14 protein-coding genes and 2 pseudogenes are annotated in these 14366 nt (G+C 59.0%); all 16 read left to right on the plus strand.

Going from position 1 to position 14366, the window contains the following annotated elements; genetic code table 11:
- The first annotated feature begins 107 nt into the window (after positions 1-107).
- Complete coding sequence (gene tgt, locus BFR47_RS00280; protein ID WP_071471215.1) at positions 108-1247, plus strand: tRNA guanosine(34) transglycosylase Tgt; 1140 nt, start codon at positions 108-110, stop codon at positions 1245-1247.
- 190 nt (positions 1248-1437) lie between these two features.
- Positions 1438-1764 carry a preprotein translocase subunit YajC gene (yajC, locus tag BFR47_RS00285; RefSeq protein ID WP_071471216.1) on the plus strand — a complete coding sequence of 109 codons (327 nt, stop codon included), beginning with the start codon at positions 1438-1440 and terminating at the stop codon, positions 1762-1764.
- A 21-nt stretch (positions 1765-1785) separates the two neighbouring features.
- The gene (secD, locus tag BFR47_RS00290) at positions 1786-3639 is read left to right on the plus strand and encodes a protein translocase subunit SecD (protein WP_071471217.1); all 1854 of its coding nucleotides are present in this window, start codon (positions 1786-1788) and stop codon (positions 3637-3639) included.
- 11 nt (positions 3640-3650) lie between these two features.
- Positions 3651-4595, plus strand: a complete 945-nt coding sequence (gene secF / locus BFR47_RS00295) for a protein translocase subunit SecF (protein WP_071471218.1) — start codon at positions 3651-3653, stop codon at positions 4593-4595.
- A 118-nt stretch (positions 4596-4713) separates the two neighbouring features.
- On the plus strand, positions 4714-5589 hold the full coding sequence (nlpI, locus tag BFR47_RS00300) for a lipoprotein NlpI (protein WP_281245916.1): 876 nt from the start codon (positions 4714-4716) through the stop codon (positions 5587-5589).
- A gap of 212 nt (positions 5590-5801) precedes the next feature.
- On the plus strand, positions 5802-6521 hold the full coding sequence (gene trmJ, locus BFR47_RS00305) for a tRNA (cytosine(32)/uridine(32)-2'-O)-methyltransferase TrmJ (RefSeq protein ID WP_071471220.1): 720 nt from the start codon (positions 5802-5804) through the stop codon (positions 6519-6521).
- Between the two features lie 97 nt (positions 6522-6618).
- Positions 6619-7125 (plus strand): Fe-S cluster assembly transcriptional regulator IscR, encoded by a 507-nt coding sequence (gene iscR, locus BFR47_RS00310; protein ID WP_083398939.1) that lies wholly within the window; start codon positions 6619-6621, stop codon positions 7123-7125.
- A 51-nt stretch (positions 7126-7176) separates the two neighbouring features.
- Positions 7177-8390: pseudogene (locus BFR47_RS00315) on the plus strand (IscS subfamily cysteine desulfurase).
- Between the two features lie 39 nt (positions 8391-8429).
- Entirely contained in the window at positions 8430-8816 is a 387-nt protein-coding gene (gene iscU / locus BFR47_RS00320) for a Fe-S cluster assembly scaffold IscU (RefSeq protein WP_071471221.1), read from the plus strand.
- 12 nt (positions 8817-8828) lie between these two features.
- Positions 8829-9152 (plus strand): iron-sulfur cluster assembly protein IscA, encoded by a 324-nt coding sequence (gene iscA, locus BFR47_RS00325; RefSeq protein ID WP_071471222.1) that lies wholly within the window; start codon positions 8829-8831, stop codon positions 9150-9152.
- Between the two features lie 10 nt (positions 9153-9162).
- The gene (hscB, locus tag BFR47_RS00330) at positions 9163-9681 is read left to right on the plus strand and encodes a co-chaperone HscB (protein ID WP_071471223.1); all 519 of its coding nucleotides are present in this window, start codon (positions 9163-9165) and stop codon (positions 9679-9681) included.
- 5 nt (positions 9682-9686) lie between these two features.
- Positions 9687-11531 (plus strand): Fe-S protein assembly chaperone HscA, encoded by a 1845-nt coding sequence (gene hscA / locus BFR47_RS00335; protein WP_071471224.1) that lies wholly within the window; start codon positions 9687-9689, stop codon positions 11529-11531.
- A 2-nt stretch (positions 11532-11533) separates the two neighbouring features.
- Positions 11534-11872 carry an ISC system 2Fe-2S type ferredoxin gene (fdx, locus tag BFR47_RS00340; RefSeq protein WP_071471225.1) on the plus strand — a complete coding sequence of 113 codons (339 nt, stop codon included), beginning with the start codon at positions 11534-11536 and terminating at the stop codon, positions 11870-11872.
- 13 nt (positions 11873-11885) lie between these two features.
- On the plus strand, positions 11886-12086 hold the full coding sequence (iscX, locus tag BFR47_RS00345) for a Fe-S cluster assembly protein IscX (RefSeq protein WP_071471226.1): 201 nt from the start codon (positions 11886-11888) through the stop codon (positions 12084-12086).
- Between the two features lie 168 nt (positions 12087-12254).
- A pseudogene (pepB, locus tag BFR47_RS00350) lies at positions 12255-13558 on the plus strand (aminopeptidase PepB).
- Between the two features lie 285 nt (positions 13559-13843).
- The gene (ndk, locus tag BFR47_RS00355; RefSeq protein WP_071471227.1) at positions 13844-14275 is read left to right on the plus strand and encodes a nucleoside-diphosphate kinase; all 432 of its coding nucleotides are present in this window, start codon (positions 13844-13846) and stop codon (positions 14273-14275) included.
- Positions 14276-14366 lie beyond the last annotated feature (91 nt).

A 14366-nucleotide genomic window follows, 5' to 3' on the forward strand; every position in this document is an offset into this window, starting at 1 on the left:
GGGAGTAAACCCCGGCAAACCATGCCTCGGGTCTCTAATCCCTATTCCCTAATCCCCAGTCCCATAAAACCAAGGTCGGACTGTTTCTCCGGCCAGTGAGGTAACTGATGAAGTTTGAACTGCAAACCACCGATGGCCGTGCCCGTCGCGGCCGCCTGATCTTCGACCGTGGCGTGGTGGAAACCCCGGCCTTCATGCCTGTGGGCACCTACGGTACCGTCAAGGGCATGACCCCGGAAGAAGTCGCCGACACCGGCGCTCATATTCTGCTCGGCAACACCTTTCACCTGTGGATCCGTCCCGGTCAGGAGGTGATGAAGATGCACGGCGACCTGCACGATTTCATGAACTGGCAGGGCCCCATCCTCACCGACTCCGGCGGCTTCCAGGTGTTCAGTCTGGGCGACATCCGCAAGATCACCGAAGAAGGCGTTCATTTCCGCAATCCGGTCAACGGCGACAAGATTTTCCTGTCACCCGAAGTGTCGATGGAAATCCAGTACGATCTGGGCTCCGACGTGGTGATGATCATGGATGAATGCACCCCCTATCCGGCGACCTGGGAAGAGGCCAAGAAGTCGATGGAAATGTCTCTGCGCTGGGCCAAACGCTCGCGGGATCATTTCGACAAGCAGGGCAACAAGAACGCCCTGTTCGGCATTATCCAGGGCAGTGTCTACGAAGATTTGCGTGATCAGTCGCTGGAGGGTCTGCTCGAGATAGGCTTCGACGGCTACGCCGTGGGCGGCCTGGCGGTGGGCGAGCCCAAACACGAAATGCACAAGGTGCTGGAGCATACCTGCCCGAAAATTCCGGCCGACAAGCCCCGTTACCTGATGGGGGTGGGCAAGCCGGAAGATCTGGTGGAAGGGGTGCGTCGGGGCGTCGACATGTTCGACTGCGTGATGCCGACCCGTAACGCGCGCAACGGCCATCTGTTTACCACCGAAGGGGTGGTCAAGATCCGCAACGCCAAGCACAAGACCGATACCGGCCCGCTGGATGCGGACTGCGATTGCTACACCTGCAAGAATTATTCGCGCTCTTATCTGCACCATCTGGACAAGTGCAACGAGATCCTGGGTGCGCGTTTAAACACCATTCACAACCTGCGTTTCTATCAACGGGTGATGGAAGGTTTACGCGGAGCCATAGAGCAGGGTAAATTAGACGACTTTGTAGCTGAGTTCTATGCGCGTCAGGGTAAACCCGTGCCGCCATTGGGCCAGACGGAGCAAGTGGAATAACCAGGTTGACCATTGAGTCTGCAGCCTGGCGGCGGAAGGCACAGCACACCGACACGCTGTGAATACATCCATGTACGCTCGGACATGCCATCCATGGCATGTCACGGTCGGCTAAGCTGTATCCTTCCGTCGCCACGGAGGTTGTAACTCGGCACTTATTGTTTTAACCATCAACGAGGAAATGAAAAGAATGGATATTATCTCCAACGCTTATGCCCAGGACGGAGCCGCCGGTGGCGGTATGGAAATGATCATCATGCTGGTTGTGTTCGGCCTGATTTTCTACTTCATGATCTTCCGTCCCCAGTCCAAGCGGGTCAAAGAGCACAAGAACCTGATGTCTTCCCTGAGCAAAGGTGACGAAGTGCTGACCAACGGTGGCCTGGTAGGCAAGATTGCCAAGATCTCCGCCGAAAACGACTACGTATTGCTGAGCCTGAGCGAGCAGAGCCAGGTCACCATCAAAAAGGACTTCATCACCGCCGTCCTGCCCAAGGGTTCTATCCAGTCCCTTTAATTCTCTGTCGAGGAGCACAGCGTGTTAAATCGATATCCGCTGTGGAAATACTTGATGGTGATCGCCGTGATCACCATCAGTTTTCTGTATGCAGCACCCAATCTATTTGGTGAAGACCCTGCCTTGCAGGTGTCTGGCTCCCGTGGCACCCAGGTTACCCCCGCCGTTCTGAATCAGGCTCAGCAGACTCTCAGCAATGCCGGCATTGCGGTGAAAAGCGCCGCCCTGGCCGATGATCAGTTACTTATCCGCTTCCGTAATACCGACGATCAGCTCAAGGGCAAGGATCTGGTGGCGGATGTGCTGGGTGATGGTTACATCACCGCCCTCAACCTGGCTCCGTCAACGCCTTCCTGGCTCGAGGCCATCGGTGCCGGCCCACTCAAGCTGGGTCTCGACCTGCGTGGTGGTGTGCACTTCCTGATGGAGGTGGACATGGACGAAGCCCTGAGCCGGGTGCAGGAGCAGACGGTGCAGGACTTCCGCACCGACTTGCGTGAACAGCGCCTGCGTTATTCCGGTGTGCTGGCGAAAGACGGCGGCACCCTGGTGGTGTTCCGTGATGCCGAAACCCGTGACCAGGCGCTCAGCCACCTGCGTGGTCGTTACCCGGGGCTGGTGTTCTCCGACCGTGACAACGGCGAGACCTTCGGTCTGTTTGCGATGATGAGTGAGCAGCGGCTGAAGGAAGTGAAGGAATACGCCCTGCAGCAGAACATCACCATCATCCGTAACCGGGTCAACGAGCTGGGTGTGGCCGAGCCGCTGGTGCAGCGTCAGGGTGCCGAGCGTATCGTGGTGCAGTTGCCCGGTATTCAGGACACCGCCCGCGCCAAGGAAATCCTCGGCGCCACTGCGACCCTGGAATTCCGCCTGGTAGATGAAAGTGCCGATGTGGCCGCTGCCAGTGCCGGCCGGGTACCGCCCAACAGCGAGTTGATGCGGGACAGAGACGGTCGCCCGGTGGTGTTGCAAAAGCGCATCATCCTGACCGGTGAGCATATCGTGGATGCCAGCTCCGGCATGGACGAGTTCAGCCGCCCCCAGGTGAACATCAGTCTCGATGCCCCCGGTGGCAGTCGCATGGCCGATTTTACCAAGGATAATGTCGGTCGTCCGATGGCGACGGTGTTTACCGAGTACAAGCCCGGCGATGAGCAGAACGAAGATGGTACACGTCAGTTCCGCAAACAGCAGGAAGTGATCAACGTGGCCACCATACAGTCGCGGCTGGGGCGCAGTTTCCGTATCACCGGTATCGATTCCATGGCGGAAGCCCAGAATCTGGCGCTGCTGCTGCGGGCGGGTGCCCTGATTGCGCCCATCCAGATCGTGGAAGAGCGCACCATAGGCCCGAGCCTGGGACAGCAGAACGTGGAAAATGGCCTGCTGGCCATGGTCTACGGCATGCTGGCGGTGGTGCTGTTCATGCTGATCTATTATCGCAAGTTTGGCCTGGTGGCCAATGCGGCGCTGCTGGCCAACCTGGTGATCATCATCGGGGTGATGTCGATGGTGCCGGGGGCGACCATGACCCTGCCGGGTATTGCCGGCATCGTGCTGACCATCGGCATGTCAGTGGATGCCAACGTGCTGATCTTCGAACGGATCCGTGAGGAGCTGCGGGACGGGCGCGGAGTACAGCAGGCGATTCATATCGGCTATGACAAGGCGCTCGGCACCATTGCCGATGCCAACATCACTACCCTGCTTACCGCCATCATCCTGTTTGCGGTCGGCACCGGTCCCATCAAGGGCTTCGCCGTGACCCTGATGATCGGTATTCTCGCCTCCATGTTTACCGCCATCGTCGGTACCCGGGCTCTGGTCAACCTGCTCTGGGGCGGCAAGCGTCTCAGCAAACTGTCGATATGAGGAAATAACCGATGTTTGAGATCCTCAAAACCCGGGCGCCCATTCGCTTCATGCACTATTCAAAGGCGGCGACGGTGTTGTCGCTGGCCCTGATTGCGCTGTGCTTTTTCAGCCTCTTTACCCGGGGGCTGAACTGGGGCCTGGACTTCACCGGGGGCACCGTGGTCGAAGTCGCGTTCGAGCAGGCGGTTGTACTGGACGAGGTGCGCGATAACCTCGAACAGGTCGGCCTGTCGGGGGCGACGGTGCAGAACTTCGGTACCAGCAGGGACGTATTGATCCGGCTGGCGCCCCAGGAAGGGGTGGACGTGCAGCAGCAGGGCGAGTCGGTCATGACCGCCATGATGCAGGTGTCTGCCGAGGCAGAAATGAAGCGGCTGGAGTTCGTCGGCCCTGCCATCGGTGCCGAGCTGGCGGAGCAGGGTGGTCTGGCCATTCTGGTGGCCTTGCTCTGTATCCTGCTTTATGTCGGGATGCGCTTCGAATGGCGTCTGGCTTCCGGTGCCGTGCTGTCGCTGGCCCATGATGTGGTGATCACCCTGGGGGTGTTCTCCTGGATGCAAATCGAGGTGGACCTGACCATAGTGGCGGCCTTGCTGACGGTGGTGGGCTACTCGCTCAACGATACCATAGTAGTGTTCGACCGGGTGCGGGAAAACTTCCGCCGGGTGCGTGACACCAGCACCGCCGAGGTATTTGACGAGGCCATTACCGAAACCCTGAGCCGGACCCTGATCACCTCGGCCACCACTTTGGTGGTGGTGGTGGCGCTGTTCCTCAAGGGGGGCGCGCTGATCCACGGTTTTGCCACCGCGTTGCTGCTGGGCATCGGCTTCGGCACCTACTCTTCCATCTATATCGCCAGTGCCTGGGCCATGCTGCTCGGGGTACAGCGGGAGCATATGCTGCCGACACAGGTGGAGAAGGAAGGGGCGGATCAAGAGCCGTTACCCTGATAGCATCCTACCAAAGGGGCCTGTCGGGCCCCTTTTTATTGTGAAATGCATTTGCAACATGACAAATGTCGTGGAGCTGCATAACATGTGGTCATAATAAGACAAGTTCGGAGCCGTCTTGAAAGACAGATTATTGCTCGGTCCCTTGGCCTTTCTTGGTTTAATGCTGACCGGCTGCAGTGCGCCTCGGGTGGTGACGCCCACTCTGGTGTTACCCTTGCCGATGCAGGTTTCCTATGAAAGCGAGCTGGGAATTGCCCGTCTGGGACAGATGCTGAATTCACCGGGGTTGACGCCAGAGCAGCGCGCCGAGCTGTTTTTTCAGCGTGGCGTGGTGTTTGACCGGGTTGGACTGCGAGCCATGGCCCGCCTGGACTTTAACCGTGCGTTGCGGGAAAGGCCTGACTTTGCCGATGCCTATAACCTCAATGGCGTCTACCTGACCCAGAACCAGGAGTTTGACGAAGCCTACGAGGCTTTCGACTCGGCACTGGAGCTGGCGCCTGACTACGCCTACGCCAACCTGAACCGGGGCATCGCCCTGTATTACGGCGGCCGCCCCCAGCTGGCGGCACGGGATCTCAAGATTTTCCTGGAAGAAGACCCTTCCGACCCTTACCGGTTGCTGTGGTGGTATCTGGCGCTGGAGCAGCTCGATCCCGAGACCGCGACAGAGGCCTTGCACAGTCATCAGCAGATCCATGGCTCCGACGAGTGGGCCTGGGACATCGTCAACGTTTATCTGGGGTCGATGAGTGATGAACAACTGCTCAACCGTATCTCGGAAGAAAGTCAGGATAACCAGGAACTGGCCGAACGCCTGTGCGAAGCCTACTTCTATCTGGCCAAGCAAGCCCAGCATAATAAGCAACCGGAGCAGGCGGTGGTCTATTTCAAGCTGGCACTGGCCACCAACATCTACGATTTTGTCGAGCACCGCTATTCACTGCTCGAGCTGGATCTCATCGGTGAGCAGGCCCGCCTGAAACGCTGAAGACAGCCGTCAGTCAAACAAGCCAGCCCGCACCTTGTATCCTACCGCCAAGTGCGGGCTGGTTTCTCTTGCTGAAATCGATCAGTCATACCCCAAACCGCAACCCTGACCCGCATGCGACGCGGGCTACTGAACGCCGATGGCTGAAGGCTTACAGCTGCCTTCGACTGTGCTAGAATCCTGCGCCTTAAGCACCCTTGGATTACGTGAATATGCTTGAGCAAGTACGCATCGTGTTGGTCAATACCTCACATACCGGCAATATCGGCTCTGCCGCCCGCGCCATGAAAACCATGGGGCTGAGTGACCTGTGGCTGGTCGATCCGGTCAGCCCGCCGGACAGCCAGGCCATTGCCCTGGCCGCCGGTGCCAGCGATATTCTGGCCAATGCCCGCACCGTGCCGACCCTGGCCGAGGCCGTGGCCGACTGTGGCTTGGTGATCGGCACCAGTGCCCGTTCGCGTACCTGGTCCTGGCCCATGCTGGATGCCCGGGAGGCGGGAGAAAAAGTCATGACCGAAGCGCCGCGGCACAAGGTGGCGCTGGTGTTCGGTCGGGAGCGGACCGGTCTCTCCAACGACGAATTGCAGCAATGCCATTTTCACGTGGCCATTCCCGCCAATCCGGAATACAGCTCGCTCAACCTGGCGATGGCGGTGCAGACCCTGAGTTACGAAGTTCGCATGGCCTGGCTGGCAGGGGAGCAGGGAGCGGTGACCGAAATCGAACAGGACTACCCGCTGTCCGAGGATCTGGAACGTTTCTATCAGCATCTGGAGCAGACCCTGCTCGAAACCGGCTTCATCATCAAGCCCCATCCGGGACAGGTAATGACCAAACTGCGCCGGATGTTCAATCGGGCGCGACCGGAAGATCACGAGCTCAACATACTGCGCGGCATCCTGACTTCGGTGCAGAAAAAGGGCCGCTAACGGGAGCCGAATAGCTGACGGTTCTGGTCGGGTTAATACTTGACTGAAACACTCGGGTATGACACCCTGAGCCCATGTCTGAAAACGGTTTAATCACATGAGACTGACATCAAAAGGGCGTTACGCGGTAACCGCCATGCTGGATGTGGCGCTACACGGCGATACCGGCCCGGTGTCCCTGGCCGACATATCCGAGCGTCAGGGAATTTCCCTGTCTTACCTCGAGCAGTTGTTCGCCCGTTTGCGCAAGCAGGGCCTGGTCAGCAGCGTACGAGGTCCGGGTGGGGGCTACTTGCTGGGCATGAAAGCGACCGCTATTTCGGTGGGCGCCGTTATTGCCGCCGTCGATGAGTCGGTGGATGCCACCAAGTGTCAGGGCAAGGGGGACTGCCACAGCGGAAACCAGTGTCTGACCCATTCACTCTGGTGCGCGCTCAGTGATCGAATCAGCAATTTTCTTGATGGCATCAGCCTGGACGAGCTGGTTAACCAGCGGGATATCCGGCGGATTTCCGAGCGGCAAGACACCAATCTGAGCCTGCTGACTCTGGACGAGCCTGAACAACAGGCACAACAGAAAGTGAGCCTTAAAGTTCAACTTTAAAATGTCGATGACAAGACTGCCGAACAGGGCAGCGTTGGAACGGAGAATATGATGAAACTGCCCATTTATCTCGACTATGCGGCTACCTGCCCGGTAGACCCTCGCGTCGCCGAAAAAATGATGCAATGCCTGACCCAAGACGGCGTTTTTGGTAACCCGGCCTCCCGCTCGCACCGCTTCGGCTGGCAGGCGGAAGAGCTGGTTGATGTTGCCCGCAACCAGATTGCGGATCTGATCAATGCCGATCCGCGTGAAATCGTGTTCACCTCGGGTGCGACCGAATCCGATAACCTGGCCATCAAGGGTATTGCCAATTTCTACGGCAAGAAAGGCAAGCACATCATTACCTCCAAGACCGAGCACAAGGCTGTACTGGATCCCTGTCGCCAGCTGGAACGTGAAGGTTTCGAGGTCACCTATCTCGAGCCTCAGCCCAACGGCCTGTTCACTCTCGAGCAGATCGAAAATGCCATGCGTGATGACACCATTCTGGTGAGCATCATGCACGTGAACAATGAAACCGGCGTGATCCAGGACGTCAAGGCCATCGGCGAACTGTGCCGCAGCCGCAAGATCATGTTCCATGTGGATGCCGCCCAGAGCGCCGGCAAGACCGATATCGACGTGCAGGACATGAACATCGATCTGCTGTCCCTGTCAGCCCACAAGATTTACGGCCCCAAGGGCATCGGCGCCTTTACGTTTGCCGCAAGCCGCGCGTACGTCTGGAAGCCCAGATGCACGGTGGCGGCCACGAGCGGGGCATGCGCTCCGGTACCCTGGCGACCCACCAGATTGTCGGCATGGGTGAAGCCTTCCGTATCGCCAAGGAAGAAATGCACGCCGAAGGCGAGCGAATTCTGGCGCTGCGCAACCGTTTGTATGACGGGGTCAAGGATATCGAAGAAGTCTATGTCAACGGTGACCTGGAACAGCGGGTACCGGGCATTTTCAACATCAGTTTCGCCTATGTAGAAGGTGAGTCACTGATCATGGCACTGAAAGACCTGGCGGTCTCTTCCGGTTCTGCCTGTACCTCGGCCAGTCTGGAGCCGTCTTACGTACTGCGTGCCCTGGGGCTGAACGACGAGCTGGCGCACAGCTCCATCCGCTTCAGCATCGGTCGCTTTACCACCGAAGAACAGATTGACTACGCCGTGCGCCTGGTCAACGAGGCCATCGGCCGTCTGCGTGACATGTCTCCGCTGTGGGAAATGTTCAAGGACGGAATAGATCTGGATCAGGTTGAATGGGCACACCATTAAGGTGTCTAAATCATTGAAGCATGGGTGAGGAGTTAAATCATGGCTTACAGCGAAAAAGTAATAGATCACTATGAAAACCCCCGTAACGTCGGTGGTTTCGACAAGAACGATCCCAATGTAGCGACCGGCATGGTCGGTGCGCCGGCCTGTGGCGACGTGATGAAGCTGCAGCTGAAGATCAGCGACGAAGGCATCATCGAAGATGCCAAGTTCAAGACCTACGGCTGTGGTTCCGCCATCGCCTCCAGTTCGCTGATCACCGAGTGGGTGAAAGGCAAGAATCTGGACGAAGCGGCCAGCATCAAGAACACCCAGATCGCGGAAGAGCTGGCCCTGCCGCCGGTGAAAATCCACTGCTCCATTCTGGCAGAAGATGCCATCAAGGCAGCGATTGACGATTACAAGAAGAAGAAAAACCTGGCGTAAGACGGAGACACCATGGCGATCACCATTACCGATGCGGCTGCACAGCGGGTGCAGACCTTCCTGAACAACAGGGGCAAGGGCCTGGGATTGCGGCTGGGAGTGAAAACCTCCGGCTGCTCCGGTCTGGCCTATGTGCTGGAATTCGTCGACGAACTGTCCGAAGGCGACCAGGTGTTCGAGCATGGCGAGGTCAAGGTGATCGTCGACAGCAAGAGCCTGGTGTATCTGGACGGGACCGAGCTCGACTTCGCGAAGGAAGGCCTGAACGAGGGCTTTAAATTCAACAACCCCAATATCAACGGGGAATGTGGTTGCGGCGAAAGCTTTAACGTTTAAGGACCCCGGCATGAACTACTTCGAGCTGTTTGGCTTACCGGTCGAGTTTGGCCTCGACAGCCAGACACTGGCCGACACCTACCGTCAGCTGCAGATGCAGTTCCATCCCGACAAGTTTGCCTCCCGCCCCGAGCGGGAGCGCCTTCAGGCGGTACAACGTGCCGCCCAGATCAATGATGCGTTCACTACCCTCAAGCATCCCCTGAACCGTGCCGAATACCTGCTGTCCTTGCAGGGAATCGACATCCGTGCCGAACAACAAACCCTGAAAGATCCGCTGTTTCTGATGCAACAGATGGAGTGGCGCGAGCAGCTGGAAGAGATTCCCGCCGTTCAGGATGTGTTTGGTGCCATCATGGCGTTTGACCGGGAGCTGCAACAGGCCTCTGCCGACTTCTATGCCGAGCTGGAACAACAGCTCGGTTCTTCCCAGTGGCTGGATGCCGCCGATACGGTGCGCAAACTTAAATTCATGACCAAGCTGCATGCCGAACTCGAACGTTTGGAAGATGCGCAGCAGGAATTCTGAACCTCATGGCATTACTACAAATTTCCGAGCCGGGCCAGAGCGCGGCTCCTCATGAACACAAGTGGGCAGTGGGTATCGATCTCGGTACCACCAATTCGCTGGTGGCGGTGGTACGCAGCGGCCTGCCCGACACCCTGCCCGATGACCAGGGGCGCGAGCTGCTGCCGTCGGTGGTGCACTATACCCGGGACGGTCTGCGGATTGGCCATGACGCCAAGCACGAGGCCGAACTGGATCCGCAAAACACCATCGTCTCGGTGAAACGGCTGATGGGCAAGGCGCTGGCGGATATTCCTCGTCAGCGGCTGCCCTATGTCTTCCGCGAAACCGGAAACGGCGTGATCGAACTGGACACCCCCCAGGGCGCGGTCAATCCGGTACAGGTGTCGGCCGAAATCTTGAAAACCCTGGCACAAAGAGCCGAGCACAGCCTGGGTAACCCAATTCAGGGCGCCGTTATTACCGTGCCGGCCTATTTCGACGATGCCCAGCGCCAGGGCACCAAGGATGCGGCCCGTCTGGCCGGTCTTGAAGTGCTGCGGTTGCTCAACGAGCCTACCGCCGCCGCCATCGCCTATGGCCTGGACTCCGGTCAGGAAGGGGTGATTGCGGTTTACGATCTGGGCGGTGGTACTTTCGATATCTCCATTCTGCGTCTGCACAAGGGTGTGTTCGAGGTGCTGGCCACCGGCGGCGATTCCGCGCTGGGTGGTGACGACTTCGATCATGCGCTGGCCGACTGGATCCAGCAGCAGGCCAACATCGGCGAGCTGAGTCCGACTCAGCAGCGTAACCTGCTGGACGCCGCCTGTGCCGCCAAGCAGGCCCTGACCGACAGCGACACCGTATCGGTGAGCTGGGAAGGCTGGCAGGGTACCCTGAGCCGGACCGACTTCGATGCGCTTATCCTGCCCTGGGTCAACAAGACCCTGATGGCCTGCCGCCGGGCACTGAAAGATGCCGGTGTTAAGGTTGACGAAGTACAGCAAGTGGTAATGGTCGGCGGCTCGACCCGGGTGCCGCTGGTACGTGAGCGGGTCGGGGACTTCTTTGCGCGCGAACCCCTGACCAGTCTGGATCCGGACAAGGTCGTCGCCATCGGCGCCGCCATTCAGGCCGATGTGCTGATCGGCAACAAGCCGGACAGCGACATGCTGCTGCTGGATGTGATCCCGCTGTCGCTGGGGCTGGAAACCATGGGCGGCCTGGTGGAGAAGATCATTCCGCGCAACACCACCATACCGGTGGCCCGGGCGCAGGAATTCACCACCTTCAAGGACGGTCAGACCGCCATGGCCATCCATGTGTTGCAGGGCGAACGCGAGCTGGTGGCCGATTGCCGTTCCCTGGCCCGCTTCAACCTGACCGATATTCCGCCCATGGCCGCCGGTGCCGCCCATATCCGGGTCACCTTCCAGGTGGATGCGGACGGCCTGCTGTCGGTCAGCGCCACGGAGAAGTCCTCCGGGGCACAGGCCGCCATCGAGGTCAAACCCTCTTACGGGCTGAAGGAAGATGATATCGCCACCATGCTCAAGGCGTCGTTCGAACATGCGAAGGAAGACATCGACGCCCGTATGCTGGCCGAGCAAAAAGTGGAAGCGGCGCGGGTGATTGAAAATATCGTCAGCGCCCTGGCCGCCGACGGCGATGAACTGCTCAACGAGCAGGAGCGTGCCGACATCCTCGCGGCTGTCGAGTCACTGCAGCGCAGCGCCGAAGGGCAGGATCTGGATGCCATCAAGGTGGCGATAGAGCAAACCGACAAACAAACGGCCGATTTTGCCGCCCGCCGGATGGACGCCTCCATTCGCCGTGCCCTGGCCGGTCAACGAGTTGATAAGGTGTAACGATGCCGAAGATTGTTTTTCTGCCCCATGCCGAGCTGTGCCCCGAAGGGGCTGCGCTCGAAGCCAAGCTGGGCGAAACCGTACTGGACGTGGCCCTGCGCAATGGTATCGACATTGAGCACGCCTGTGAAAAATCCTGTGCCTGTACTACCTGTCATGTCATAGTGCGGGAAGGGTTCGACTCGCTGGAAGAAAGCTGCGAGCTGGAAGATGATATGCTGGACAAGGCCTGGGGGCTGGAGCCCGAATCGCGTCTGGGGTGTCAGGCCCGGGTAAGCGACGAGGATCTGGTGGTCGAGATCCCCAAATATACCGTGAACATGGTGTCCGAAGGTCATTGATCGGGGAGGGTGTATGAGTCTTAAGTGGACCGACAGTCGTGAAATCGCACTGGAGTTGCTGGATGCCTATCCGGAAACGGATCCCAAAACGGTGCGCTTTACCGATTTGCATCAGTGGATTTGCGAGCTGGAAGACTTTGACGACGATCCCGCCCATTCCAGCGAACGCATCCTCGAGGCCATCATCATGGTCTGGATGGATGAATACGAATAAAGCGGCAAGCAGCAACCGTGAGGAGTGAGTCGTAAGGCGTGAGGTGATTCTTCCCTGACGCCCCACCCTTTACCCTTACTGTTTTTAACTCACCGCTTACCGCTGTTTTCAAGCCACAGTTCTTCTGTGGCTTTTTCCGTTTTTCTGCCAACAGAACAAGGAATGATCATGCCTGCAATGATGAATGTCGTACTTAGTGCCGAAGCCGCTCCCGCGCAATGGGGCGACAAGGCGCTGTTGAGTTTTAAGGATGATGAAGCCCGGGTGCATGTGCCCAGCGCCGCCGAGCAGGAGCGCAAGGCGCAGCAGGCCGGGCGCAAGCTCGATGCCATGGGCATCAAGGCGGTGCGGCTGAGTGGCGATGGCTGGCAGTTGGAAACCCGCTGGGCCTTCGCCCAGGGCTTCTACAATGCCCGAGGCGGTCAGCAGCTGGAGTGGGGTGAGACGGCGGCGGAAGAGCTGGCCGAACTGCAAGCCCGCAACAAGGCCGCCCTCTGGGTGCGGGAGATGATCAACGGTACCCCGGAAGAGGTTTACCCGGCTTTTCTGGCCGCCGAGGCGGGCAAGTTCATTCAGTCGCTGGCCCCCCAGGCGGTGACCTATCGTACCTACAGTGGCGAACAGCTCAGGGATCTGGGTTATGTCGGTCTCTATGAGGTCGGCCGGGGCAGCGAACGCCCTCCCACCATGCTGGAGCTGGACTTCAATCCGGGTGGCCAGGCCGATGCGCCGGTCGCCGCGGCACTGGTGGGCAAGGGCATTACCTTCGACTCCGGCGGTTACAGTATCAAGTCGTCCGACGGCATGTCGGTGATGAAGTCCGACATGGGCGGTGCGGCCACCGTCACCGGCGCCTGGCGCTGGCTATCCAGCGCGGTCTGCAGCAACGGGTCAAGCTGTTCCTGTGCTGCGCCGAAAACCTGGTCTCGGGTCATGCCTACAAGCTGGGTGATATTCTTACCTACAAGAACGGCATTACCGTCGAGATCCTCAACACCGATGCGGAAGGCCGGCTGGTACTGGCCGATGGCCTGCTGGCGGCCAGCGCCACCGGTGCGCCCTTTATCCTGGATGCGGCGACCCTGACCGGTGCCGCCAAGATGGCGCTGGGCCGGGATTACAACGCGGTATTCAGCATGAACGAGACCCTGGCCCAGAGCACGGTACAGGCGGCCAGAGCCGAGTTTGAAAAAGCCTGGCACCTGCCGCTGGAGCCGTTCCATGTCGGCCAGCTGACCTCGTCGTTTGCCGATATGGCCAATATTCACGGTGGCGAGGGCATGGCCGGCGCCTCTACCGCAGCGGCCTTCCTGTCTCGTTTCGTGCCGGAAAGCGGCCGCCAGTGGGTGCACATGGACTTGTCCGGTTCTTATCAGAAGTCGGCCAACGATCTGTGGGCGGCCGGCGGCAAGGGCCATGGCGTGCGCACCATCGCCGCCATGCTGGCCCGGGTGTGTGAAGGTACCGACTAAGCACCAACAGCCACAAACGAGTACTTTGGGGCAATGGTGAGACCGTCGGGCAAAGGGCCAGCTCCGCCGACTCGCCGTAAACCCCTGGGGGCTCAGCCGCGCCATCCGTGGCGCGGATGGTCGGCTGAGCAGATCCCTTTGCCCTCGCTGAGACATCAGCGTCGTCTGTTTGTGCTGCCAATTTAGGGTGCAATTAAATTACCCGGCAATGGTGTTAACTTGGGCCGGCTTTACGTATAATTCGGCGCGCTTTATTCCGTCCGACTGATTATTTAAGGAACAAACATGGCTATCGAACGTACTTTTTCCATCATCAAGCCTGATGCCGTCGCCAAGAACCTGATCGGTGCCATTTATCACCGTTTTGAAACTGCCGGCCTGAAAATCGTTGCCGCCAAAATGGTACACCTGAGCCAGGAACAGGCTGAAGGTTTCTACGCCGAGCACAGCGAGCGTCCTTTCTTCAAGGCGCTGGTTGACTTCATGACTTCCGGCCCGGTAATGGTTCAGGTACTGGAAGGCGAAAACGCCGTACTGCGTCACCGCGAAATCATGGGCGCCACCAACCCGGCCGACGCGCTGGCTGGTACCCTGCGTGCCGACTACGCCGACAGCATCGATGAAAACGCCGTACACGGTTCCGATGCCGCCGCTTCTGCCGCGCGCGAAATCGCTTACTTCTTCAGCGACGAAGAAGTGTGCCCGCGTACCCGCTAAGGGATAACGTATGGCGAAAAAGGAGCTTCGGCTCCTTTTTTTATGTCCGTGATCTCCCGGGCGGGACTACGTCGACTCGTCTTCCCGTCTC

Origin of the sequence: Oceanisphaera psychrotolerans (genome assembly GCF_001870485.1) — a bacterium.
Classification (GTDB): domain Bacteria; phylum Pseudomonadota; class Gammaproteobacteria; order Enterobacterales; family Aeromonadaceae; genus Oceanimonas; species Oceanimonas psychrotolerans.

What these genes read in the sequence shown, in the direction of transcription:
- hscA (WP_071471224.1), top strand. Translation starts at nt 9,687, where the DNA reads ATGGCATTACTACAAATTTCCGAGCCGGGCCAGAGCGCGGCTCCTCAT.
- hscB (WP_071471223.1), top strand. Translation starts at nt 9,163, where the DNA reads ATGAACTACTTCGAGCTGTTTGGCTTACCGGTCGAGTTTGGCCTCGAC.
- fdx (WP_071471225.1), top strand. Translation starts at nt 11,534, where the DNA reads ATGCCGAAGATTGTTTTTCTGCCCCATGCCGAGCTGTGCCCCGAAGGG.
- secF (WP_071471218.1), top strand. Translation starts at nt 3,651, where the DNA reads ATGTTTGAGATCCTCAAAACCCGGGCGCCCATTCGCTTCATGCACTAT.
- iscA (WP_071471222.1), top strand. Translation starts at nt 8,829, where the DNA reads ATGGCGATCACCATTACCGATGCGGCTGCACAGCGGGTGCAGACCTTC.
- iscX (WP_071471226.1), top strand. Translation starts at nt 11,886, where the DNA reads ATGAGTCTTAAGTGGACCGACAGTCGTGAAATCGCACTGGAGTTGCTG.
- trmJ (WP_071471220.1), top strand. Translation starts at nt 5,802, where the DNA reads ATGCTTGAGCAAGTACGCATCGTGTTGGTCAATACCTCACATACCGGC.
- iscR (WP_083398939.1), top strand. Translation starts at nt 6,619, where the DNA reads ATGAGACTGACATCAAAAGGGCGTTACGCGGTAACCGCCATGCTGGAT.
- tgt (WP_071471215.1), top strand. Translation starts at nt 108, where the DNA reads ATGAAGTTTGAACTGCAAACCACCGATGGCCGTGCCCGTCGCGGCCGC.
- ndk (WP_071471227.1), top strand. Translation starts at nt 13,844, where the DNA reads ATGGCTATCGAACGTACTTTTTCCATCATCAAGCCTGATGCCGTCGCC.
- iscU (WP_071471221.1), top strand. Translation starts at nt 8,430, where the DNA reads ATGGCTTACAGCGAAAAAGTAATAGATCACTATGAAAACCCCCGTAAC.
- yajC (WP_071471216.1), top strand. Translation starts at nt 1,438, where the DNA reads ATGGATATTATCTCCAACGCTTATGCCCAGGACGGAGCCGCCGGTGGC.